The sequence below is a fragment of the Polaromonas sp. JS666 genome (assembly GCF_900103405.1).
GTDB lineage: Bacteria > Pseudomonadota > Gammaproteobacteria > Burkholderiales > Burkholderiaceae_C > Polaromonas.
On the sequence record NZ_FNHX01000001.1, the window covers coordinates 456,175 to 476,308 of the forward strand.

Genomic DNA, 20,134 nt, shown 5'->3' on the forward strand with positions numbered 1-20,134 from the left:
TGATCATTGCTCTTGGGCCGCTGCGGGTGCAGGGGTGTCAGCGGCAGCGGGCTCATCGGTAAACCAATGCGCGCGAGCGGTCATGATCAGGGCTTTGGCCTCGTCCGCAGACTGGCCGGTGATATCGGTGAGTTCGTCCACAGCCAGGTCGGCCAGGTCGTCGCGGGTGGTGATGCCCGCTTCGGTCAATTTGGCGATCAGCTCTGGCGTGAGGCCTTGGACGTCGCGCAGGTTCTGCGAAACGCCCTCGGCATTTTCTTCCTTGGCGATTTCCATCGTCAGCAGCGCGTCTTTGGCGCGGGTGCGCAGCTCATTGACGGTGTCTTCGTCGAAGGATTCGATCTCCAGCATTTCCTGCAGCGGCACATAAGCCACCTCTTCGAGGCTGGTGAAGCCTTCGGAGATCAGGATGTCGGCGATTTCCTCGTCCACGTCGAGCTTTTCCATGAAAAGCTTGCGGCTGGTGTCGGTTTCGCTGGCCTGCTTCTGGGCGGACTCGTCGGCCGTCATGATGTTGATCTTCCAGCCGGTCAGTTCGGCGGCAAGGCGCACGTTCTGGCCGCCGCGGCCGATGGAGATGGCCAGGTTTTCCTCGTCGACGACGACGTCCATGGCATGGCGCTCTTCGTCAACCACGATGGATGACACATTGGCCGGGGCCAGCGCGCCGATGACGAACTGGGCAGGGTCTTCGCTCCAGAGCACGATGTCGACGCGTTCGCCGGCGAGCTCGTTGGTCACGCCGTTGACACGGGTGCCGCGCACGCCGACGCAAGTGCCTATGGGGTCGACGCGCTTGTCGTGCGACAGCACGGCGATCTTGGCGCGCGAACCGGGGTCGCGAGCGCAGGATTTGATCTCCAGCAGGCCCTGCTCGATTTCAGGCACTTCCTGGCGGAACAGCTCGATCATGTACTCGGGCGCAGTACGCGAGAGGATGATGGGCGCGCCGCGCAGGGTGGTGTCGACTTCCATGATCATGGCGCGGACGCGGTCGCCGGAGCGCAGGTTTTCCTTGGGGATCATGTCGCCGCGGCGCAAACGGCCCTCGACGCGGCCGGACTCGACGATGATGTCGCCCTTGTCCATGCGCTTGACGGTACCGACAAAAATCTTGTCGCCGCGCGACATGAAGTCGTTCAGCAGCATTTCGCGCTCGGCATCACGGATTTTTTGCAGGATGACCTGTTTGGCGGCTTGCGCGCCGATACGGCCTATGGGCAGGCTTTCAACCGGCTTTTCGATGTAGTCGCCCTCTTCGATGTCGGGGATTTCGTCGCGCGCGTCGCTCACCAGCTCTTCGGCTTCGGGGTTTTGCAGGCCGGCTTCGTCCGGCACCACCAGCCAGCGGCGGAAAGTCTCGTAGTTGCCGCTGTCACGGTCGATCACCACGCGGATGTCCACTTCGCCTTCGTACACTTTTTTGGTGGCCGAGGCGAGCGCGAGCTCAACAGCGCCGAACACGACGTCGCGCTCCACATTTTTTTCACGCGAGATGGCGTCAACCAACATCAACAGTTCGCGATTCATTTCACAAGCCTGCCTTTCTTCATTTCTTGAAATTTAATTCTCTGTGGAGGATGCGGCACCGGGGGCCGATCTGGGTTTGCGGCCCTTGAAGTCCACCACGGGCGCAAGCCGCGCCTGGTGAAGCTCGTCGAGCGTGAAACCCAGCGCCTGCAGCGGTGCGGGAATCCTCTTCTTGCTAATTTTCTGGCCGGGTTTGGCGGGAGGCTCGTCACTCCAGACGACCTGCCAGCCGGCCTCGGCGCGCTCCAGCGTGCCGCGAAACTTCTTGCGGCTGGCCGTCACCGTCGAACCGGCGCTGGCCGCCACGCCAATCGGCGCCTTCAGCGTGATGTCGACCAGCTCGCCGGCAAAACGCTCAAAATCCTTTTCGCTGCGCAAAAGCCTGTCGATGCCGGGGGAACTGACCTCCAGCCGGGCGTACTCGACGCCCTCGACTTCCAGCACAAACTGCAGCTGGCGGGTGACTTTTTCGCAGTCCTCGGCATTGATGAACTGCTCGGCGCCCTGGACGTAAGGCATGTCGATCGTGACACGCAGCAAACCGCCGCCGGTGCGCTCGATCTCGACCAGCTCGTAGCCCAGCCCCGTCACAGTTTGCTCAATCGTCTCTTGCAATGCCATTCAGTCTCTAAAACCCGCTCTATTAGTTCAATAGTTCAAAAACAAACGCCCAAAAAAAATGGGCGGTGAAAACCCGCCCATTTGGTCGTGAAGCTCTTATTGTAACGCGCTGCGCCCCTCGATGCAAACAATTTCCGTGCCTGAAACGAGAGTCGCCGCTCAAAACTCCGGCGGGAGCAGCCCGCCTTAACCCTTTTTGTTAAGCCATCACACCGTCATTCATGGATTGCCAGCTTGTGGCGGGACCGGTAGAAACAAAGATAGGCGCCTCGTGCTGCTTTTCAACGACGTCCACAGGCAAATATAAAAATTCTCAATAAAATCATTGAGATTTTTCGATTATTTAAAGTAAATCCTCAAAACTACGGGCCTATACAGCCGTTACAAGCACACGCGTATAGGGATGACGCGGCGAATCCAGCACCTCGCTGAGCGAGCCGGACTCCAGCACATCGCCGTCCTTCATCACCATGACGTCATGCGCCATGGCGCGTATCACGTCCACGTCGTGCGTGATCAGCAAATAGCTGAGGCCGCGCTCGCGCTGGAGTTTTTGCAGCAGGCCCAGCACCTGCTTCTGGATGGTCACGTCCAGTGCGCTGGTCGGTTCGTCCAGCACCAGCAGGCTGGGATTGATGATGAGCGCCCGGGCAATCGCCAGGCGCTGGCGCTGCCCGCCCGAGAACTCGTGCGGGTAACGCTGCAGCAGGCCCGGAAACTGGGCTTCCGTCATACCGACATCGACCAGCGCCTGTATGGCCCGCTCGCGCCGGGCAGGAGGAGCCAGGCCGGGCTCGTGCACGCGCAGGCCCTCCTCCACGATGGCCTCGACGCTCATGCGCGGCGACAGCGAGGAAAACGGGTCCTGGAACACCACCTGGACCGCCCGGCGCATGGCTTTGTCACGCGCGGCCTCGCGGCCCCAGGCCTGGCCGGCCGCCTGCAGCTGCCCTGAAAAAGGCAACAGGCCCAGGCTGGCCAGCGCCAGGGTGGACTTGCCGGAGCCCGATTCGCCAATCACACCTAAGGTTCTCCCGGCCGGAATCTGGAAGCTGGCCTCTTTCACCGCGACAAATTCACCGCGCCGGAACCACCCGCGTATGCCGGGAACCGGCACCGGATAGCTCACGCGCAACCCCTCGGCTTTCATCGTGATCGCGGCATCCGCCGCGGCATCGGCCGCCGCCAGCCCGTCGCGCCGCGGCTTGCTGTCGATCAGCTTGCGGGTATAGGGGTGCTGGGGCCGGGCAAACACCTCCGACACAGTGCCCTGCTCCACGATACGGCCGTTTTCCATCACCGCAACCCGGTCGGCGAACTTGCGCACCAAGTTGAGGTCGTGGGTGATCAGCAGCACAGCCATGCCGTTGCGCTGCTGCAGCTCACCCAGCAGGTCCAGGATCTGGCCGCGCAAGGTGACGTCCAGCGCCGTGGTGGGCTCGTCGGCCAGCAGCAGCCGGGGCTGGCAGGCCAGCGCCATGGCGATCATGGCCCGCTGCCGCTGCCCGCCCGAGAGCTGGTGCGGAAAAGCTCTGGCGCGGCGCGCGGGCTCGGGAATACCGGTGTCGGCCAGCAGCTGGATCGCGCCCTGCATCGCTTCGGCGCGGGACAGGTTTTTGTGGAGCTCCAGCACTTCGGCTATCTGGTCGCCCACGCTGTAGAGCGGATTGAGCGCCGTCATGGGCTCCTGGAAGATCATCGCGATGTCGCGGCCGCGTATTCCGCGCAGGGAAGACTCCGGCAGGGACAGCAAATCAACGGGTGCCTTGGGCGGTGCCCCGCTGGCCGCGCGTTCGGCCGCATCCACGCCGGCAAAAACGGCTTTTCCGCTCACCGCAGCGTTTTGCACCAGCCCCAGCAGGCTGAGAGCGGTCACGGTCTTGCCCGAACCGGACTCGCCCACCAGCGCCAGCTTTTCGCCGGGAGCGATGGAAAAATCAATGCCGTGAACCACGGATTTGCCCGCAAACGAGATCCGCAGGTTTTGGACGTCGAGCAGCGGCGTTGCCATCAGTCGGCCTTCCGAGGGTCCATGGCGTCGCGCAAGGCGTCGCCCATGAAGGTGAGCAGCAGCAATGTCATGACCAGCACCGCAAAGGTGGACAGAGATATCCACCAGGCGTCTATGCTGTTCTTGCCTTGGGACAGCAGTTCGCCGAGCGAAGGTGTGCCGGGCGGCACGCCCAGGCCCAGAAAATCCAGTGAAGTCAGCGCCAGGATGGCGCCGCTCATGCGAAACGGCAGGAAAGTCACGACCGGGGTCAGGCTGTTGGGCAGGATATGGCGCCAGATGATCTGCAGGTTGCCCACGCCCAGCGCGCGGGCGGCGCGCACATAGTCCATCTGCCGGTTGCGCAGGAATTCGGCGCGCACATAGTCCGACAGCCCCATCCAACCGAACAGGCTGAGCAGAATCAGCAGCAAAGCCACGCTGGGCGCGAAGATGGCGCTGAAAATGATCAGCAGGTAGAGCTCGGGCATGGAGCCCCAGATTTCCATGAAACGCTGGAACAGCAAATCGGTCTTGCCGCCGAAATAACCCTGCAGCGCCCCTGTCAGCATGCCCAGCAGCACGCCGGTGACCGTCAGCGCCAGCGCGAACAGCACGCTGACCCGGAAGCCGTAAATCAGCTGGGCCAGCAGGTCGCGGCCCCGGTCGTCGGTGCCCAGCAAGTTGTCGCGTGTCGGGCGAGACGGGTTGGGCTCTTTCGCGAAATAGTTGAGTGTGTTGGGCCCATAAGGGTTGAGCGTGTAGATCGCGAAATTGCCGCCGCGCGACAACCGCTCCTGGATATATGGATCGAGGTAGTCGGTCCGCGTGTCGAAATCACCGCCAAAGGTTTTCTCGCTGTAGTCCTTGACCATGGGAAAGTAATAGCCGCCCTCGTAACGCACCAGCAGCGGCCTGTCGTTCGAGATCAGCTCCGCACACAGGCTCAGCGCCACCAAGGCACAAAACAGCACCAGGCTATAGAACCCGAGTTTGTTGCGCCTGAACCGCCTCCACGCGCGGCGCGCAGGCGAGTTGGAAACGTACTTTTCCTGGCCAGTGCCGCCGCCAACCGGGCTTTGCCCGTCTGCCGGAGGCGTCCCCTCGGGGGGAAGGTGGCCGGAGGCCGCTTCGGGGGGGTCAGTCAAACCGTACACGCGGATCCACCAAGACATAAGACAAATCGGAAATCAGCTTGGTAACCAGGCCGATCAAGGTAAACAGGTAGAGCGTGCCCAGCACCACCGGGTAGTCTCGCCGGATGATGCTTTCATAGCTGAGCAGCCCCATGCCGTCCAGCGAGAACAGGGTTTCGATCAGCAGCGCGCCGGTAAAAAACGCGCCGATAAACGCCGCCGGAAAGCCGGTGATGATGGGAAGCAGCGCATTGCGGAACACATGCTTCCAGAGCACCTGGCGCTCGCCCAGTCCCTTGGCGCGTGCCGTCAGCACGTATTGCTTGCGGATTTCCTCCAGGAAGGAGTTCTTGGTCAGCATGGCCGTGACGGCAAAGCTGCCCAGCACCATGGCCGTGACCGGCATGGCGATGTGCCAGAGGTAATCGGTGATACGCGCGCCCCAGCCCAGGGTTTCCCAGCTGGAGGAGGTCAGCCCGCGCAGCGGAAACCATTGCAACTGGCCGCCAAAGATCACCAGCAGCGCGACGCCCAGCACAAAGCCGGGAATCGCGTAGCCGGTCAGCACCAGCAAGGTGGTGATGAAATCAAAACGCGAGCCCGCGCGCACCGCCTTGGCGACGCCCAACGGGACGGCGACCAGGTAGCTGATAAAAAAGGTCCACAAGCCCAGGCTGATGGAAACCGGCAGTTTTTCCTTGACCAGCTGCCAGACGTCCTTGTTCTGGAAAAAACTCTTGCCGAGGTCAAAGCTCAGGAACTGCTTGAGCATCAAATAAAAGCGCTCGGGCGCCGGCTTGTCGAAACCATAGAGCGCCTTGATCTGCTCGACGCGCTTGGGGTCCACGCCCTGCCCCCCGCGGTAGCTCAGGCCGCCGCCCTCGGCACCCCGGCCGGCGCCGGCCTTGGCCTCCGCCATGTACTGCTCGACCGGGCCGCCCGGAACGAATTGCGTCACCACAAAAGTGATCAGCAGCACGCCGAACAAGGTCGGGATCATCAAAAGACAGCGTTTGAGGATGTAGGCAAACATGATGATCAGAGCCCCGTCAAATACCCGTCCAACCCAGCAGGCGCCGTGGAACTGGCTCCGCCAGGCCACAGGCGCCGCTCCCTGCAAGGGGGTAAGGCGTTACGCGAAGCGAACGTCCGACAGGGGTGTTCATTTTTTCCACCAGGTGTTGATAATCCACGCTTCGCCGGGCGCATATGGCGGCATCTGGCCAGGCATGGCAAGCCGGCGCGCGTTGTAAACCACGCGGTGGGTGCCGGCCGTCCACTGCGGCAACAGGTAATGGCTGTGCGCCACGATGCGCTCCAGCGCATGGCAGGCCGGCAGCAATTCGGCCTTGGTTTTGGCGCCCGTCATCTTGGTGATCATGGCATCAATGGCCGGGTTGGCAGCGCCGCTGAAATTACCTGAGCTCTCCACCCCGGCGGCCTTGCTGCCGAACAGGTCGGAGAACTCCTGGCCCGGATTGTTGGTGCCGGGATAAGCGATGGAGATGATGTCGAACTCGAATTTGTCCAGGCGCTGCTGGTAAAGCGCGAAGTCCACCTGGCGAAAATTGAGCTGGATACCCAGTTTTTCGAGCGCGCGCATCCAGGGCGAGATCGTGCGCACGCCCCCCTCGTTGCTGTCCAGGTATTCCAGCACCATGGGCTCGCCCTTGGCATTGCGCAGCTTGCCGTCCCGGACCTCCCAGCCGGCTTCCTTGAGCAGGGCCTGGGCGCGGCGCAGGTTGGCGCGCAGCGAAGAATCGCCGTCGGTGCGCGCCGGTACATACATGGGGCCGAAAGCCGCGGCCGGAATCTGCTTGCGCCAGGGCTCCATCAGGGCCAGCTCTTCGGGTGTCGGCAGCCCGACGGCCTGGCAGTCGGTGTTGCCGAACAGGCCGCTGACCCGCTGGTAGGCGTTGTAGAACAGCTGGCGGTTCATCCATTCGTAGTCAATCGCCAGGCCCAGCGCCTCGCGCACGCGCGGGTCGCTGAGTTTTTCGCGCCGGGTGTTGAGCACATAGCTCTGGAAGCCCGAAGGCAGGCGGTGCCTGAACTCGCCCTTGACGAGTTCGCCGCTGTCAAAACGCTTGCCGCCCAGGCGCCGGGCCCAGTCGCCGGCCGAGAAAAACCGCATGATGTCGAACTCGCCGGCCTTGAGCGCCTCCAGCCTGGCGGTATTGTCCTTGTAGATCTTGACGGTGACATTGTCGAAATTCTCGGTTCCGACCCGGACATTGAGTTTTTCGCCCCAGTAAGCTTTGTCGCGCACATAAGTGATATCGCGGCCGAAAACCACGGGGCCTATGCGGTAAGGCCCGCTGCCGATCGGGATGTCCGTGACGACCTCATTGAAGGGCTTGGCCTTGCCGGTGGCATCCATACCCCACTTGCGGCTGAACACGGGCAGGCCACCCACAGTCAATGGCAGCTCGCGGTTCGGCTTCTTGAAGCGAAAGCGCACCGTCCGCTCATCGACGACTTCGCAGGCCGCGACGTCTTCAAGCAGGGTTTTGTAGCCCGGCGAGGTATGCGGCCCCATCAGAGTGTCGAAGCTGTGCTTGACGTCGGCAGCCAGCACCGGATCGCCATTGTGAAAGCGCGCCTCCTTGCGCAGGCGGAAGGTGGCCGCCAGCCCGTCGGGGGAGACGGCAACGTCCTCAGCCAGCAGGCCGTAGCCCGAGGCGGTTTCGTCCATCGCCCCGGCCAGCAGCGAATCAAAGATGAAGTCGGACAGGTAGGCCGGCGCCGAACCCTTGACGGTGAAGGGGTTGTATTTGTCGAAGGTCGAATAGCGCAGGTTGCTGACCAGGCGCAGGTCGCCGCCTTTGGGCGCGGCGGGATTGACGTAATCGAAATGGGCAAAGCCCGCGGGGTACTTGAGGTCGCCCCAGAGCGCATAGCCGTGCGCGGCCCATGACGGCGCGCAAACTCCCAGCAGGACCCAGACCAGCAAACTTCGCATGCGACAATTCTGCCCTACTTAGGTCGGCAAATTTCCGGCGCGCCAACCTCGCGCCCCTTGCCGGCATATCTTCCGCACATTTACTGGAGCACCTGCATGGCGACACACACCGGATTCCTCACTGGCAAAAAACTGTTGATCACGGGCGTGCTGTCCAACCGATCCATCGCCTACGGCATCGCCAAGGCCTGCCACGCGCAGGGTGCCGAGCTGGCTTTCAGCTACGTCGGAGAGCGCTTCAAGGACCGCATCACGGAATTTGCCGCCGACTTCGATTCGAAACTGATTTTTGACTGCGACGTGGGCGACGACGCGCAGATCGCCAAGCTGTTTTCCGACCTGTCGCAAACCTGGCCGACATTTGACGGCTTTGTGCACAGCATCGGTTATGCGCCGCGCGAGGCTATTGCCGGCGACTTCCTCGACGGCCTGTCGCGCGAGGGCTTCAAGATCGCCCACGACATCAGCGCCTACAGCTTTCCGGCCATGGCCAAGGCCGCCCTGCCCTACCTGAACCCAAAATCGGCGCTGCTCACGCTGACCTACCTGGGCGCGGTGCGCACCGTGCCCAACTACAACACCATGGGCCTGGCCAAGGCCAGCCTGGAAGCCTCGGTGCGCTACCTGGCCGAATCGCTGGGCCCCAAGGGCATGCGCGTCAACGGTATCAGCGCCGGCCCCATCAAGACCCTGGCCGCCAGCGGCATCAAGGGCTTCGGCAAGATTTTGAGCGTGGTCGCCGAGGCCTCGCCGATTCGCCGCAATGTGACGATCGAGGACGTGGGCAATGTGGCGGCCTTCCTGCTGAGCGACCTGGCCGGCGGCGTGAGCGCCGAAATCACCTATGTCGACGGCGGCTTCAGCCACGTCGTGGGTGGGATCGCCGAGCCGGCCGAAGCGGCCTGAGCCTGGGCAGCCGCCTAGGGTTGCCGCCAGTAGTCGTAACTCCAGACGGTCTCGAAACCCGCGCGCCGGTATAGCGCCAGCGCCGGGGTGTTGACGTCTTCCACCTGCAAAAACGCCCGCGCGATGCCGCGCTGCTCGGCCACGGCGGCGATGCCGGCCAGCACGCGCCCGGCCAGTCCTCTGCCCCTGAAGGCCTGGTCGGTGCGCATGCCGTGCACGCTGGACCAGCCATGGCTGAAGGCGCCGGCGCCCGCCGCCACGGTTTTGCCGTTTTCGCGCACGCTGGCATAAACCGAACCGCGGGCGCGGCTCAAGGCCTTGACGCGGCTCGCGCCGTCCACCGGGTCAAAACCTTCGGCCAGGAACAGCGCGGCCCAGGCCGCATCGGGCACATCGGCGGTTTCGGCGGGCGCTGCCGCACTGGCCGCGCGCATGGCCTGCACCGGCGCCACCTGAACCAGCACCGGCTTTCCCGCCTGGTAGCCGCGCCGCGCCAGTTCCTGCCGCAGGCCGTCGAAGCAGGCTTCATTGGCCAGGCGGAACACCGTGCGCAGGCCGCGCGCCCGGTAGCGCGCCTCTATCTGATCGACCATGCCCTCGCCCGCCGGCACATGGCGCAGCGGCACGGCGCTGTGGGCCCGGCTGACCGTGCCGCTGTCATAGGGCAGCATCCAGCCCTGGAATTCCTCGACGGCTTCGGGAGACACCGCGGCCAGGGTGGCCCGCTCTATGGATTCGATATCGCTGGGGGTCATGCGGCCCGCCCGTTGAAATGCTGGACGGGGATGGCGGCAAGGTCCAGGTCCTGCACGCAGCGCAGGTTGATGGCGGCCATGCGCTTGCCGTCCGGACCCGTGCCCTCGCCATAGGGGTGGATGCCGCAAGTAGGGCAAAACCGGTGCTGGATAAGGTGCTTGTTGAACAGATAGGTACTGGCGTTCTCATCCGGCGTCAGCAGGCGCAACTGCTCGCGCGGGACAAACCAGAGCAGCGAGCCCTTGCGCGAGCACATGGAGCAGTTGCAGGCCAGCGCGCCGGTGGGCTCGCCTTCGACCTCAAAGGCAATCCTTCCGCAGTGGCAGCTTCCTTGGTGGCTCATGTTTTGCATCCTTTTTTCTCAATGATTTGTTGGGGACCCAGACGCGTGTGGCGCGCCCTCGACAGTTTCCTGGCGCAAGGCTTGCCGCGCCCTGCGTGGGACTATAGACTGTACATTCATACAGCCAAAAGTCAAAAAAATATGGCACCGCACCCAACACCCACACCCTCTTCCCGCGCTTCAGCCTCCATGGCGGTTTTTCGCCTCAAAGCCCTGCACCTGCTGCTGCTCGTCGCGGGCCTGCTCACGCCCACCCTGCCCAGCGCGGCCTTTGCCGCCACGGCCGCCCCCCAGGCGCCACAGCTCATGCTGGCCAAGGCCTACCGCCCGGGCATTCCCCTGGCTGACTACTGGGTCAGCGAAAAATACGACGGCATACGCGGCTACTGGGACGGCGAGAAACTACTGACCCGCAACGGGGAACGCATCGCGGCGCCGGCCTGGTTCACGGCCGGCTGGCCCAAGGTGCCGCTGGACGGCGAGTTATGGGCAGGCCACGGGCAGTTCGCCCGCGCGATGTCCACGGTGCGCCAGCAAAGCCCGGACGCCGCAGCCTGGCGGGCCATGCGTTTCATGGTGTTCGACCTGCCCGCGCAGGGCGGCCGCTTCAGCGAACGCATTCCGGCCCTGAACGGCGTGGTGAGCCGCATCGACCAGCCCTGGGTGCAGGCCGTGGCGCAATCCAAGGTGGCCAGCCATGCGGCCCTGCAGGCGCTGCTCACCACCACCGTCAAGCACGGCGGCGAAGGCCTGATGCTGCACCGCGGGGCCTCGCTTTACAGCGGCCAGCGCAGCGACGACCTGCTCAAGGCCAAACCGCATGAGGATGACGAAGCCCGCGTGGTGGCGCACATTCCCGGCCAGGGTAAATACACGGGCATGGTGGGCGCGCTGCTGGTGGAGATGCCGGCCGTGGACGGCAAGCCCGGACGGCGCTTCAAGCTGGGCAGCGGCCTGAGCGACGAGCTGCGCCAGAACCCGCCGCCCGTGGGCAGCACCGTGAGCTACCGTTTCCGCGGCCTGAATGACAGCGGCATCCCGCGCTTTGCCAGTTTCATGCGGGTGCGGGACGCCGCCGTTTAAGGCGGCCGAGGCTGCTGGGCCTGCTTACTTCTTGACGCAGTCCGCGTAGTAGCGGGTCTTGCCCTTGGCGTCGACCTCTTCCACCAGGCCGTGGATGTCGGTCTCAAAACCCGGGCACTGCGCGTTGAATTCACGCGAGAACTTCAGGTAGTCCACGATGCGCTTGTTGAACACCTCGCCGGGGATCAGCAGCGGGATGCCGGGCGGGTAAGGCGTCACCAGGCCCACGGTGATGCGGCCTTCCAGCTGGTCGATCTCGACGCGCTCCGTCGTGCGGTGGGCGATGTGGGCATAGGCGTCGCTGGGCTTCATGGCGGGCGCCAGGTCGCTCAGGTAGACCTCGGTCGTCAGCCGCGCGATGTCGTACTTGGCGTACAGGGTATGGATGTGCTGGCACAGGTCGGCCAGGCCCATGCGCTCGTACTTGGGGTACTTCTGGCAGAACTCGGGCAGGATGCGCCACATCGGCTGGTTCTTGTCGTAATCGTCCTTGAACTGCTGCAGCGCCGTCAGCAGCGTGTTCCAGCGGCCCTTGGTGATGCCGATGGTGAACATGATGAAGAAGCTGTAGAGGCCGGTCTTTTCGACGATCACGCCGTGTTCGGCCAGGAACTTGGTCACGATGCTGGCCGGGATGCCGGTTTTGGCGAACTTGCCGTTCAGGTCCAGGCCGGGCGTGACGATGGTGGACTTGATCGGGTCCAGCATGTTGAAGCCGGTGGCCATCTGGCCGAAGCCGTGCCAGTTGTTGGCGCCGTTTTTCGCCATCTTGGCGCTGCGGGATTCGCCCTTGATGATCCAGTCCTGGGCCTCGCCTATGCCCTCTTCGACCAGCTTGTCCGGCCCCCAGACCTTGAACCACCAGTCGTCGCCGTACTCCTCGTCGATCTTGCGCATGGCGCGGCGAAAGTCCAGTGACTCGGCGATGCTTTCCTCGACCAGCGCGGTGCCGCCGGGCGGCTCCATCATGGCCGCGGCCACGTCGCAGCTGGCGATGATGCTGTACTGCGGCGAGGTCGAGGTGTGCATCAGGTAGGCCTCGTTGAAGAGGTGCCTGTCGAGCTTCACGTCCTGCGAGTCCTGCACCAGCACGTGGCTGGCCTGGCTGATGCCGGCCAGCAGCTTGTGGATGGACTGCGTGGCATACACCACGGCGTTTTTCGGCCGAACGCGGTTTTTGCCCATGGCGTGGTAGGCGCCATAGAAGGGGTGGAAGGCGGCGTGCGGCAGCCAGGCTTCGTCGAAGTGCAGGTTGTCGATGTAGCCGTCCAGCATGCCCTTGATGGTTTCGGTGTTGTAGAGCACGCCGTCATAGGTCGACTGCGTCAGCGTCAGCACGCGCGGCCTGACCTTGCTGCTGTCCACGCCCTTGAGCAGCGGGTTGGCGTCTATCTTGGCGCGTATGGCGTCCGGCTCGAATTCGCTCTGCGGAATCGGGCCGATGATGCCGAAGTGGTTGCGCGTCGGCTTCAGGAATACCGGGATCGCGCCGGTCATGATGATGGAGTGCAGGATGGACTTGTGGCAGTTGCGGTCGACCACCACCACGTCGCCGGGCGCCACCGTGTGGTGCCAGACCATCTTGTTGCTGGTGGAGGTGCCGTTGGTCACGAAGAAGCAGTGGTCGGCGTTGAAAATGCGCGCCGCGTTGCGTTCGCTGGCGCCTATCGCGCCGTCGTGGTCCAGCAACTGACCGAGTTCCTCCACCGCGTTGCAGACGTCGGCGCGCAGCATGTTCTCACCGAAAAACTGGTGGAACATCTGCCCGACCGGGCTTTTGAGAAAAGCCACGCCGCCGGAATGGCCGGGACAGTGCCAGGAGTAGGAACCGTCCTCGGCATAGTCCAGCAAGGCCTTGAAAAACGGCGGCTGCACGCCTTCCAGGTAGCTCTTGGCTTCGCGCAGGATGTGGCGCGCGACGAACTCGGGCGTGTCCTCGAACATGTGAATGAAGCCGTGCAGCTCGCGCAGGATGTCGTTGGGAATATGGCGCGAGGTCTTGGTCTCGCCATAGACGTAAATCGGCACGTCCAGGTTCTTGCGGCGCACCTCCTCGATAAAAGTGCGCAGGTTCAGCACGGCGGGATCGAGGTCGGGGCCGGGCGAAAACTCCTCGTCGTCGATCGACAGGATAAAGGCGCTGGCCCGGCTTTGCTGCTGCGCGAACTGCGAGAGGTCGCCGTAACTGGTGACGCCCAGCACCTCGAAGCCTTCGCTCTCGATGGCCTGCGCCAGCGCGCGAATACCCAGGCCGGAGGTATTTTCGGAACGGAAATCTTCGTCAATGATGACGATGGGAAAGCGGAATTTCATGGCGGGGAGAGCAGTTCAAGGGCGCCCTGAACCTGTCGGAGGGCATGGGGAACGCTCAAAAGGCATAGACAGGTTGAGCCTGAGCGGCGGGAATGAAGCTTTTTCCAAGCAGCGAAGTGTAAGGACATATTGTTGCGCTACGCTTGTCTTGGGGTCTAATTGCCCCAAAATGTAGCGGATGACCGACAAAAAGGAGGAAGCATGAGTGAATCGACGATCTGGTGGCTGCTGGCCGGCGTGGCGGTCGCGGTGGAACTGGCGACGGGAACGTTTTACCTGCTGATGGTGGCCATAGGGCTGGCGGCCGCGGCCCTTGCCGCCCACCTGGGCGCCTCAATGTCCGTGCAGCTCATTACCGCGGCCGTGGTGGGTTCGGCCACCGTCGGCATTGCCCATTTCGTCCGGAGCCGGGGTCCCGAAGCTTTACCGCCCGGGACCAATCCGGACGTCAACATGGATATCGGCGAAACCGTGCAGGTCGACGACTGGCAAGCCGACGGCACGGCGCTGGTGCGCTACCGCGGCGCGCAGTGGGCGGTTGTCCAGGCGGCTGGCGCAGTGCCCTCCGCGGGCCTGCACCGCATCCGGGAAGTCATTGGCAGCAAACTGGTCGTAGAAAAAATCTGAGGGAATCACCATGTCGTCTTATGTAGCACTTATCGTTTTTATCGTCGCGATGATTTTTGTCATCCGCGCCATCAAGGTCGTGCCCCAGCAGAATGCCTGGGTCAAGGAGCGCCTCGGGAAATATGCGGGAACCCTGACTCCCGGCCTGAACTGGCTGATCCCCTTTGTCGACCGCGTCGCCTACAAGCACAGCCTCAAGGAAATCCCGCTGGATGTGCCCAGCCAGGTCTGCATCACGCGCGACAACACCCAGCTGCAGGTGGATGGCATCCTGTACTTCCAGGTGACCGACCCGATGCGCGCCAGCTACGGCTCGTCCAACTACATCGTGGCCGTCACGCAGCTGGCCCAGACCTCGCTGCGCTCCGTCATCGGCAAGCTGGAGCTCGACAAAACCTTTGAGGAGCGCGACATCATCAACGCGCAGGTCGTTGCCGCCATCGACGAGGCGGCGCTGAACTGGGGCGTGAAGGTGCTGCGCTATGAAATCAAGGACCTGACGCCGCCCAAGGAAATCCTGCATGCCATGCAGTCGCAGATCACCGCCGAACGGGAAAAGCGCGCGCTGATCGCGGCATCGGAAGGCCGCCGCCAGGAGCAGATCAACATCGCCACCGGCGAGCGCGAGGCCTTCATCGCCCGCTCCGAAGGCGAAAAACTGGCCGCCATCAACAACGCCCAAGGCGAAGCGGCTGCCATCATGGCCGTTGCCGACGCCAATGCCAAGGCCATCGAGATGGTGGCGGCCGCCATCCGCCAGCCCGGCGGCGAGCAGGCCGTGCAGCTCAAGGTCGCCCAGCAGGCGGTGGACGCCTATTCCAAGGTCGCCAAGGACGCCACCACCACCCTGATCGTGCCCAGCAACATGACCGAGGTCGGCGCCCTCATCGGCTCGGCCATGAAAATGGTGCAGGCCAACAAGGCATGACACAGGCCTGCCGGGGATACACGCCATGACCGCAAAAAACGTCCTGGGCACGGACCTGGTGCCCTGCTCCTACGACCCGCTCACCGGCTATTTCCGGGACGGCTGCTGCAACACGGACGCCTCGGACCTGGGCTCCCACCTGGTCTGCGTGCGGGTGACCGCCGAATTTCTGGCGTTTTCCGCCTTGCGCGGCAATGACCTGAGCACACCGCGGCCCGCCCACCGTTTTGCCGGACTCAAGCCGGGCGACCGCTGGTGCCTGTGCGCCAACCGCTGGCGAGAGGCGCTGGAGGCCGGCCAGGCGCCGCCCGTCGTGCTGGAATCCACCCACAGCAAGGCACTGGAATTCGTCACCATGGCCCAGCTGGAAAAGCACCGTTTCCAGGGCGCCGTTCACTAGTACTCCCATTTGTGGCGCGTTTTTCAGCCCGGCAGGCCGAGGCACTGCTATAATCAAAGGCTTCGCGGAAGGGTGGATGAGTGGTTTAAGTCACACGCCTGGAAAGCGTGCGTAGGGTTAAACCTACCGCGGGTTCGAATCCCGCCTCTTCCGCCAGTGAGTCAGTAAAAACGGGGCCTTGTGCCCCGTTTTTCATTTAGCGTCGCCAGATGCCGGCTCAGCTGCGAGACCCGGGACCTATTCCGGTTTTGCCTCCGCGCCGCTTTCGGCAACCTGCTTGAGCTTTTCCATTTCCGATTGCATGTGCTGCAGGAATGCGGCAAAACCTTCACGGCCCAAGCGCTGGATGGCCTCGTCGACTTCCTGCTGGCTGGTGGGGCGCGGATACGCCACCCCATCGATTTCGCACACCGAGGCGGCGGGATACACAAAGCCCATCATGTAAGGCAGGTTGGCCGCCGCTTCGGTGCCGAATATCCGGGTGAGCTGGCTCTCGTAGAGGATGTCGATGGGCTTGATTTTCAGTTTACGTCCCAGGATGTCGGTGAGTACCACGACCTCGTCGGCCGCGGCGCCCATGACGCCGGGTGCGGCCTGACTGTCCAGGCGTGTTTGCGGTTTAGCCATTTTTATGTCTCCAGGAAGAAGGTTGACCCAATGAGCGCGTTTCAGGCGGGTCATCACCGGCTTTTTCCTGCCGCAAACTCAACAACCCGCCTGGGGACATTCTGGGTGGATGAACGCAGGGAGCTGGAGGACATTGTCTTTTGGCGAACAATGTTTCCACGATTTCCTGTCCTGCCCGGAGCGGCAAGGCGCACGGGAAAAGGGCAAAAAAAAAGCCACCTTGCGGTGGCTTTTTTTGTTCGCGGTGAACGATCAGTTCAGAGCGGACTTCTTGCCGTCCTTGTAGACGTACAGAGTGATGGCGGGGTTCTTCAGTTCGCCATTGGGTTCAAAAGAGATCGTGGTGGTCACGCCCTTGAAGTTGGTCTTGATCAGCTCAGGGGTGTAAACCTTTGGATCCCAGGAACCGGCGCGCTTCATGGCGTCAACCAGGACGAAAGTCGCGTCATAGGTGTACGGGCTGTAAACCTGGAACTGGTTGGGGTACTTGGCGTCGTAACGCTTTTTCCAGGCTTCGCCGCCAGGCATTTTTGCCAGGGAAGCGCCGCCTTCAGCGCAGACCACGTTGCCGATGGTCTTGGCGCCGGCTGCCAGCTTGGCCAGTTCGGCCGTGCAGATGCCGTCACCGCCGAAGTACTTGACGTTGCTCATGCCGAGCTGTTCCATTTGGCGCAGCATGGGGCCGCCTTGTGGGTCCATGCCGCCGAAGAAGATGGCGTCAGGAGCCTTGGCCTTGACCGCGGTCAGGATGGCCATGAAGTCGGTGGCTTTATCGGTCGTGAACTGTTCGTCAACAACGGTCATGCCTTTTGCCAGGGCCGTCTTCTTGAACACTTCAGCAACGCCTTGGCCGTAAGCGGTACGGTCGTCGATGATCGCGACTTTCTTCAGCTTCAGCGCGTCGGCGGCATAGAAAGCCAGGCCAGCGCCCAGGGCGTTGTCGTTGGCGATGATACGGTAGGTGGTCTTGTAGCCTGGCTTGGTCAGGTTGGGGTTGGTTGCAGCGCCCGTGACGTGGGGAATGCCGCAGTCGTTGTAGACCTTGGAAGCGGGAATCGTCGTGCCGGAATTCAGGTGGCCGACCACGCCAGCGACTTTGGAGTCGCACAGTTTTTGTGCGGCTGCCGTGCCCTGTTTTGGATCAGCAGCATCATCTTCAGCAACAATTTCAAACTTGACCTTTTTGCCGCCGATGACCACGTTTTGCGCGTTCAGGTCTTCAATGGCCATGCGCACGCCGTTCTCATTGTCTTTGCCGTAATGGGCCTGCGAGCCGGACAGCGGCGCGACGTGACCGATTTTGACGACTGCGTCTTGGGCAGAAGCAAAACCCGCCACCGCAGCGAGGGCAGCCACTACTGTCAGTTTTAATTTCATTTGCATAAAAAACACTCCGATTAGGAAATTACCGTTAAAGGTTGAGAACGAATTTTTTTACTCAACGGGGCCGAACATAACGCAATTTCCGGGCCCGCACCATAGCAACGTCCCTAGGTTAATTTCTGATAAGGGGGTTTACCCGGGGAGCAGGCCGGCTTATGTGAGGGTGTGTTTCAGCAGCGCCCGCGACGGCGCCGCGAGCACAAAACACACGAACCCAAACAGTCACCCAGGCGACCTATCCGCCGGCGGCCGGCGGCGTGGTTTCATTCGCGAAAGCCTGGCTCACGGACTGGCGAACAACGTCCTCGATTTCCTCGCGAAGACGCGGCGCCAGGCTTTGCGTGTGCTCAAGAATGAGCTGGCCCACCACCTCGCGCAAACGCCGGTCCAGCATCAGGTCCACACGCTGCAGCACACGCTGCACCATCTGCTCCTGCAAGTCCGGCGAAGCCGCCAGCGCTGCCGGCTTTGCGGGCGAGGCGGGAGCCGCGGCGGCCGGGCCCGTAGCCGGCATGGGGGCCGCAACAGGCCGCACGACCTCCGTCAGTGTCGGCACAAAGCGCGGCGGCGCGGGCGGCGGACGGTTCATGCGCCCGCCCCGGCCGTGGCCAGGTCATGCCGCTTCATCGCATAGCCCCTGTCGGTGTAGTGCTTCCAGCGGCTGCGCGCGGCGAGGCGGTCTTCATCCTCGCGCGCCACCACTTCGATAAACCGTTCAAAGCGCTCAAACTCGGGCGGAATGCCCTGCCCCAGGTTGACCAGCACGCCGTAATGCGGGCAGTCCTGCAGCGATTCGGCCAGCACCACGGGCGACGCCGCCAGGGTGTGCCCGGCCGAGCCCGCCCGGCAGTGCGGCACAAACTCAGCCGGCGAAAAACTCCACATCAACTGGTCCAGTTCAGCCAATACCGCCGGCTCGCCCGTCACCACCACGCTGGCGCCGCTGAGGTAAGCCTTTCGTAGCAAGCGGCAGCTGTAGGCCAGCTTGTCGGGCACGTTGAAGTGAAAAGCGATTTCGGTCATGCCCGTGTTCTGGCGGCGGCCTTGGGTTTGCCCGATGCCTTGGGCTTGGCGGAGGCTACCTGGCCCAGCAGGTAATCCAGCAGCAGCGGCACGGGCCGGCCGGTGGCCCCCTTGGCGGCGCCGCCTTTCCAGGCGGTGCCGGCGATGTCCAGGTGCGCCCAGGGGAAGCTGGCCGCAAAGCGCTGGAGGAACTTGGCGGCCGTGATCGCGCCGCCGGCCCTGCCGGCCACATTGGCGACGTCGGCAAAATTGGTCTTCAGGCCATCGGCGTAGTCCTCGTCCAGCGGCATGCGCCAGCACAGGTCCATGGACGACTCGCCGGCTTGCGCCAGCGCCTCGGCCAGCGCATCGTCGGTGGAAAACATCCCGCTGCGCACGCCGCCCAGCGCGATCACGCAGGCGCCGGTCAGCGTAGCGATGTCAACCACGGCCCTGGGCTTGAAGCGCTCGGCGTAGGTCAAGGCGTCGCAGAGCACCAGGCGGCCCTCGGCGTCGGTGTTGAGAATCTCTATGGTCTGGCCGCTCATGCTGGTGACCACGTCGCCAGGCTTGATGGCGCGCCCGCCCGGCATGTTTTCGCAGGCCGGGATCAGGCCCACCACATTCAGCGTGGGCTGCAATTCAGCCAGGGCCCGGAAGGTGCCCAGCACGCTCGCGGCGCCGCACATGTCGAATTTCATCTCGTCCATCTCGGCGGCGGGCTTGATGGAGATGCCGCCGGTGTCAAACGTGATGCCTTTGCCGACCAGCACCACGGGCGCCGCGGACTTGGCCGCGCCGTCGTAGCGCAGCACGATGAAGCGCAGCGGCTCGGCCGTGCCCTGGGCCACGGCCATGAAGGAGCCCATGCCCAGTTTGGCGACCTCTTTAGGGCCCAGCACCTCGACCTTGATGTTGCGCAGCTTGCCCAGCTCCCTGGCGGCGCCGGCCAGCAAGGTTGGCGTGGCGTGGTTGGAAGGCCGATTCGCCCATTCCTTGGCGAACTCCAGGCCTTTGACCAGCGCCACGCCCTTGTCCAGGCCGGCCTTGGCCGCCTTGGCGTTCGCGGCGTCGCCCACGGCCAGCAGCACGCGCTGCAGCTTCGAAGGGCTGGCCTTGGATTTGGTGGTGGTGTAGACGTAAGCCGCCTCGCTGCAGGCCGTCACGGCGGCGCGCACGGCCTCGGCCTGCAGCCCGTCCAGCAAGTCCAGGCACAGCACCAGGCGCTGCGTGTTGCCGTTCTTCACGGCGCCCAGGGCCGCGGCCACGGCTGTGCGGATGTTTTTGGGGCTGGCATCGCCCACCCCCGCCAGCACCAGGCGCGTGGCGGCGATGCCGGGCGCCCGGTAGGCGGCCAGCAGCTTGCCCGGCTTGGCTTCGAAGTCCCCGGACTTGATGGCCAGCGCCGTGAGCGCCGAAAGCGGGTCGCTGCCGGCGTCCCGGCCCTGGGGGACCAGCACCAGCAGTGCGTCGGTTTTTTCACTGCAAATGCGGGCGCGGGTCAGTGTTTTGAGTTCAAAGTCCATA

19 protein-coding genes and 1 tRNA gene are annotated in these 20,134 nt (G+C 63.4%); 6 read left to right on the plus strand and 14 right to left on the minus strand.

Features of this window, described 5'->3' with window-relative positions:
- Nucleotides 1-3: 3 nt before the first annotated feature.
- From nusA to BLQ85_RS02280, 6 genes are all read right to left on the minus strand, one after another.
- A complete protein-coding gene (gene nusA, locus BLQ85_RS02255) occupies nucleotides 4-1,530 on the minus strand; it encodes a transcription termination factor NusA (RefSeq protein WP_007865395.1) in 1,527 nt (508 codons plus the stop codon).
- Nucleotides 1,531-1,563: 33 nt separating this feature from the next.
- On the minus strand, nucleotides 1,564-2,151 hold the full coding sequence (gene rimP, locus BLQ85_RS02260) for a ribosome maturation factor RimP (RefSeq protein WP_074574433.1): 588 nt from the start codon (nucleotides 2,149-2,151) through the stop codon (nucleotides 1,564-1,566).
- A 370-nt stretch (nucleotides 2,152-2,521) separates the two neighbouring features.
- Nucleotides 2,522-4,162, minus strand: a complete 1,641-nt coding sequence (locus BLQ85_RS02265; protein ID WP_074574435.1) for an ABC transporter ATP-binding protein — start codon at nucleotides 4,160-4,162, stop codon at nucleotides 2,522-2,524.
- Nucleotides 4,162-5,316 (minus strand): ABC transporter permease, encoded by a 1,155-nt coding sequence (locus BLQ85_RS02270; RefSeq protein WP_074574437.1) that lies wholly within the window; start codon nucleotides 5,314-5,316, stop codon nucleotides 4,162-4,164. The genes BLQ85_RS02265 and BLQ85_RS02270 overlap by 1 nt, the downstream gene beginning before the upstream one ends.
- A complete protein-coding gene (locus BLQ85_RS02275) occupies nucleotides 5,282-6,310 on the minus strand; it encodes a microcin C ABC transporter permease YejB (RefSeq protein WP_074574438.1) in 1,029 nt (342 codons plus the stop codon). Before BLQ85_RS02275 ends, BLQ85_RS02270 begins: the two co-directional genes overlap by 35 nt.
- Before the next feature lie 129 nt (nucleotides 6,311-6,439).
- Nucleotides 6,440-8,239: an extracellular solute-binding protein gene (locus BLQ85_RS02280; RefSeq protein ID WP_074574440.1), complete on the minus strand. Its 1,800-nt coding sequence runs from the start codon at nucleotides 8,237-8,239 to the stop codon at nucleotides 6,440-6,442.
- Between the two features lie 96 nt (nucleotides 8,240-8,335).
- Here BLQ85_RS02280 and fabI point away from each other — a divergent pair, with 96 nt between their 5' ends.
- Nucleotides 8,336-9,145, plus strand: coding sequence for an enoyl-ACP reductase FabI (gene fabI, locus BLQ85_RS02285; protein ID WP_007865360.1), 810 nt, complete (start codon nucleotides 8,336-8,338; stop codon nucleotides 9,143-9,145).
- Between the two features lie 14 nt (nucleotides 9,146-9,159).
- On the opposite strand, the gene BLQ85_RS02290 is transcribed toward fabI, so the two are convergent.
- Entirely contained in the window at nucleotides 9,160-9,900 is a 741-nt protein-coding gene (locus BLQ85_RS02290; protein WP_074574443.1) for a GNAT family N-acetyltransferase, read from the minus strand.
- Nucleotides 9,897-10,244, minus strand: coding sequence for a GFA family protein (locus BLQ85_RS02295; RefSeq protein ID WP_074575115.1), 348 nt, complete (start codon nucleotides 10,242-10,244; stop codon nucleotides 9,897-9,899). The genes BLQ85_RS02290 and BLQ85_RS02295 overlap by 4 nt, the downstream gene beginning before the upstream one ends.
- Before the next feature lie 189 nt (nucleotides 10,245-10,433).
- On the opposite strand from BLQ85_RS02295, the gene BLQ85_RS02300 reads away from it, so the two are divergent.
- Nucleotides 10,434-11,327, plus strand: coding sequence for a DNA ligase (locus tag BLQ85_RS02300; protein ID WP_254779655.1), 894 nt, complete (start codon nucleotides 10,434-10,436; stop codon nucleotides 11,325-11,327).
- A gap of 24 nt (nucleotides 11,328-11,351) precedes the next feature.
- Here the strand turns inward: BLQ85_RS02300 and BLQ85_RS02305 are convergent, their stop codons facing one another.
- Nucleotides 11,352-13,640 (minus strand): arginine/lysine/ornithine decarboxylase, encoded by a 2,289-nt coding sequence (locus BLQ85_RS02305; RefSeq protein WP_007865348.1) that lies wholly within the window; start codon nucleotides 13,638-13,640, stop codon nucleotides 11,352-11,354.
- 201 nt (nucleotides 13,641-13,841) lie between these two features.
- Between BLQ85_RS02305 and BLQ85_RS02310 the strand changes: the two genes are divergently transcribed.
- The 4 genes from BLQ85_RS02310 (at nucleotide 13,842) to BLQ85_RS02325 (ending at nucleotide 15,751) form a co-directional block, all read left to right on the plus strand.
- On the plus strand, nucleotides 13,842-14,267 hold the full coding sequence (locus BLQ85_RS02310) for an NfeD family protein (protein ID WP_074574446.1): 426 nt from the start codon (nucleotides 13,842-13,844) through the stop codon (nucleotides 14,265-14,267).
- Nucleotides 14,268-14,277: 10 nt separating this feature from the next.
- Nucleotides 14,278-15,195, plus strand: a complete 918-nt coding sequence (locus BLQ85_RS02315) for an SPFH domain-containing protein (RefSeq protein WP_007865341.1) — start codon at nucleotides 14,278-14,280, stop codon at nucleotides 15,193-15,195.
- 25 nt (nucleotides 15,196-15,220) lie between these two features.
- Nucleotides 15,221-15,595 carry a DUF2237 family protein gene (locus BLQ85_RS02320; protein ID WP_074574448.1) on the plus strand — a complete coding sequence of 125 codons (375 nt, stop codon included), beginning with the start codon at nucleotides 15,221-15,223 and terminating at the stop codon, nucleotides 15,593-15,595.
- A 66-nt stretch (nucleotides 15,596-15,661) separates the two neighbouring features.
- A tRNA-Ser gene (locus tag BLQ85_RS02325) sits at nucleotides 15,662-15,751 on the plus strand.
- Between the two features lie 81 nt (nucleotides 15,752-15,832).
- On the opposite strand, the gene BLQ85_RS02330 is transcribed toward BLQ85_RS02325, so the two are convergent.
- The 5 genes from BLQ85_RS02330 to BLQ85_RS02350 form a co-directional block, all read right to left on the minus strand.
- Nucleotides 15,833-16,222, minus strand: a complete 390-nt coding sequence (locus tag BLQ85_RS02330) for a hypothetical protein (RefSeq protein WP_074574449.1) — start codon at nucleotides 16,220-16,222, stop codon at nucleotides 15,833-15,835.
- A 252-nt stretch (nucleotides 16,223-16,474) separates the two neighbouring features.
- Nucleotides 16,475-17,605 carry a branched-chain amino acid ABC transporter substrate-binding protein gene (locus BLQ85_RS02335; RefSeq protein WP_074575116.1) on the minus strand — a complete coding sequence of 377 codons (1,131 nt, stop codon included), beginning with the start codon at nucleotides 17,603-17,605 and terminating at the stop codon, nucleotides 16,475-16,477.
- A gap of 235 nt (nucleotides 17,606-17,840) precedes the next feature.
- The gene (locus tag BLQ85_RS02340) at nucleotides 17,841-18,194 is read right to left on the minus strand and encodes a hypothetical protein (RefSeq protein ID WP_074574450.1); all 354 of its coding nucleotides are present in this window, start codon (nucleotides 18,192-18,194) and stop codon (nucleotides 17,841-17,843) included.
- Entirely contained in the window at nucleotides 18,191-18,628 is a 438-nt protein-coding gene (locus BLQ85_RS02345) for a DNA polymerase III subunit chi (RefSeq protein ID WP_074574452.1), read from the minus strand. Before BLQ85_RS02345 ends, BLQ85_RS02340 begins: the two co-directional genes overlap by 4 nt.
- The gene (locus tag BLQ85_RS02350) at nucleotides 18,625-20,133 is read right to left on the minus strand and encodes a leucyl aminopeptidase (RefSeq protein ID WP_074574453.1); all 1,509 of its coding nucleotides are present in this window, start codon (nucleotides 20,131-20,133) and stop codon (nucleotides 18,625-18,627) included. Before BLQ85_RS02350 ends, BLQ85_RS02345 begins: the two co-directional genes overlap by 4 nt.
- Nucleotide 20,134: the final 1 nt, after the last annotated feature.

Excerpts from the sequence above, each read along its gene's own strand:
- BLQ85_RS02295 (WP_074575115.1), bottom strand. The coding sequence starts at position 10,244 with ATGAGCCACCAAGGAAGCTGCCACTGCGGAAGGATTGCCTTTGAGGTC.
- BLQ85_RS02265 (WP_074574435.1), bottom strand. The coding sequence starts at position 4,162 with ATGGCAACGCCGCTGCTCGACGTCCAAAACCTGCGGATCTCGTTTGCG.
- BLQ85_RS02330 (WP_074574449.1), bottom strand. The coding sequence starts at position 16,222 with ATGGCTAAACCGCAAACACGCCTGGACAGTCAGGCCGCACCCGGCGTC.
- BLQ85_RS02275 (WP_074574438.1), bottom strand. The coding sequence starts at position 6,310 with ATGTTTGCCTACATCCTCAAACGCTGTCTTTTGATGATCCCGACCTTG.
- BLQ85_RS02280 (WP_074574440.1), bottom strand. The coding sequence starts at position 8,239 with ATGCGAAGTTTGCTGGTCTGGGTCCTGCTGGGAGTTTGCGCGCCGTCA.
- BLQ85_RS02335 (WP_074575116.1), bottom strand. The coding sequence starts at position 17,605 with ATGCAAATGAAATTAAAACTGACAGTAGTGGCTGCCCTCGCTGCGGTG.
- rimP (WP_074574433.1), bottom strand. The coding sequence starts at position 2,151 with ATGGCATTGCAAGAGACGATTGAGCAAACTGTGACGGGGCTGGGCTAC.
- BLQ85_RS02270 (WP_074574437.1), bottom strand. The coding sequence starts at position 5,316 with ATGTCTTGGTGGATCCGCGTGTACGGTTTGACTGACCCCCCCGAAGCG.
- BLQ85_RS02310 (WP_074574446.1), top strand. The coding sequence starts at position 13,842 with ATGAGTGAATCGACGATCTGGTGGCTGCTGGCCGGCGTGGCGGTCGCG.
- BLQ85_RS02315 (WP_007865341.1), top strand. The coding sequence starts at position 14,278 with ATGTCGTCTTATGTAGCACTTATCGTTTTTATCGTCGCGATGATTTTT.
- BLQ85_RS02300 (WP_254779655.1), top strand. The coding sequence starts at position 10,434 with ATGGCGGTTTTTCGCCTCAAAGCCCTGCACCTGCTGCTGCTCGTCGCG.
- nusA (WP_007865395.1), bottom strand. The coding sequence starts at position 1,530 with ATGAATCGCGAACTGTTGATGTTGGTTGACGCCATCTCGCGTGAAAAA.
- BLQ85_RS02305 (WP_007865348.1), bottom strand. The coding sequence starts at position 13,640 with ATGAAATTCCGCTTTCCCATCGTCATCATTGACGAAGATTTCCGTTCC.
- BLQ85_RS02290 (WP_074574443.1), bottom strand. The coding sequence starts at position 9,900 with ATGACCCCCAGCGATATCGAATCCATAGAGCGGGCCACCCTGGCCGCG.
- BLQ85_RS02340 (WP_074574450.1), bottom strand. The coding sequence starts at position 18,194 with ATGAACCGTCCGCCGCCCGCGCCGCCGCGCTTTGTGCCGACACTGACG.
- BLQ85_RS02320 (WP_074574448.1), top strand. The coding sequence starts at position 15,221 with ATGACCGCAAAAAACGTCCTGGGCACGGACCTGGTGCCCTGCTCCTAC.
- BLQ85_RS02350 (WP_074574453.1), bottom strand. The coding sequence starts at position 20,133 with ATGGACTTTGAACTCAAAACACTGACCCGCGCCCGCATTTGCAGTGAA.
- BLQ85_RS02345 (WP_074574452.1), bottom strand. The coding sequence starts at position 18,628 with ATGACCGAAATCGCTTTTCACTTCAACGTGCCCGACAAGCTGGCCTAC.
- fabI (WP_007865360.1), top strand. The coding sequence starts at position 8,336 with ATGGCGACACACACCGGATTCCTCACTGGCAAAAAACTGTTGATCACG.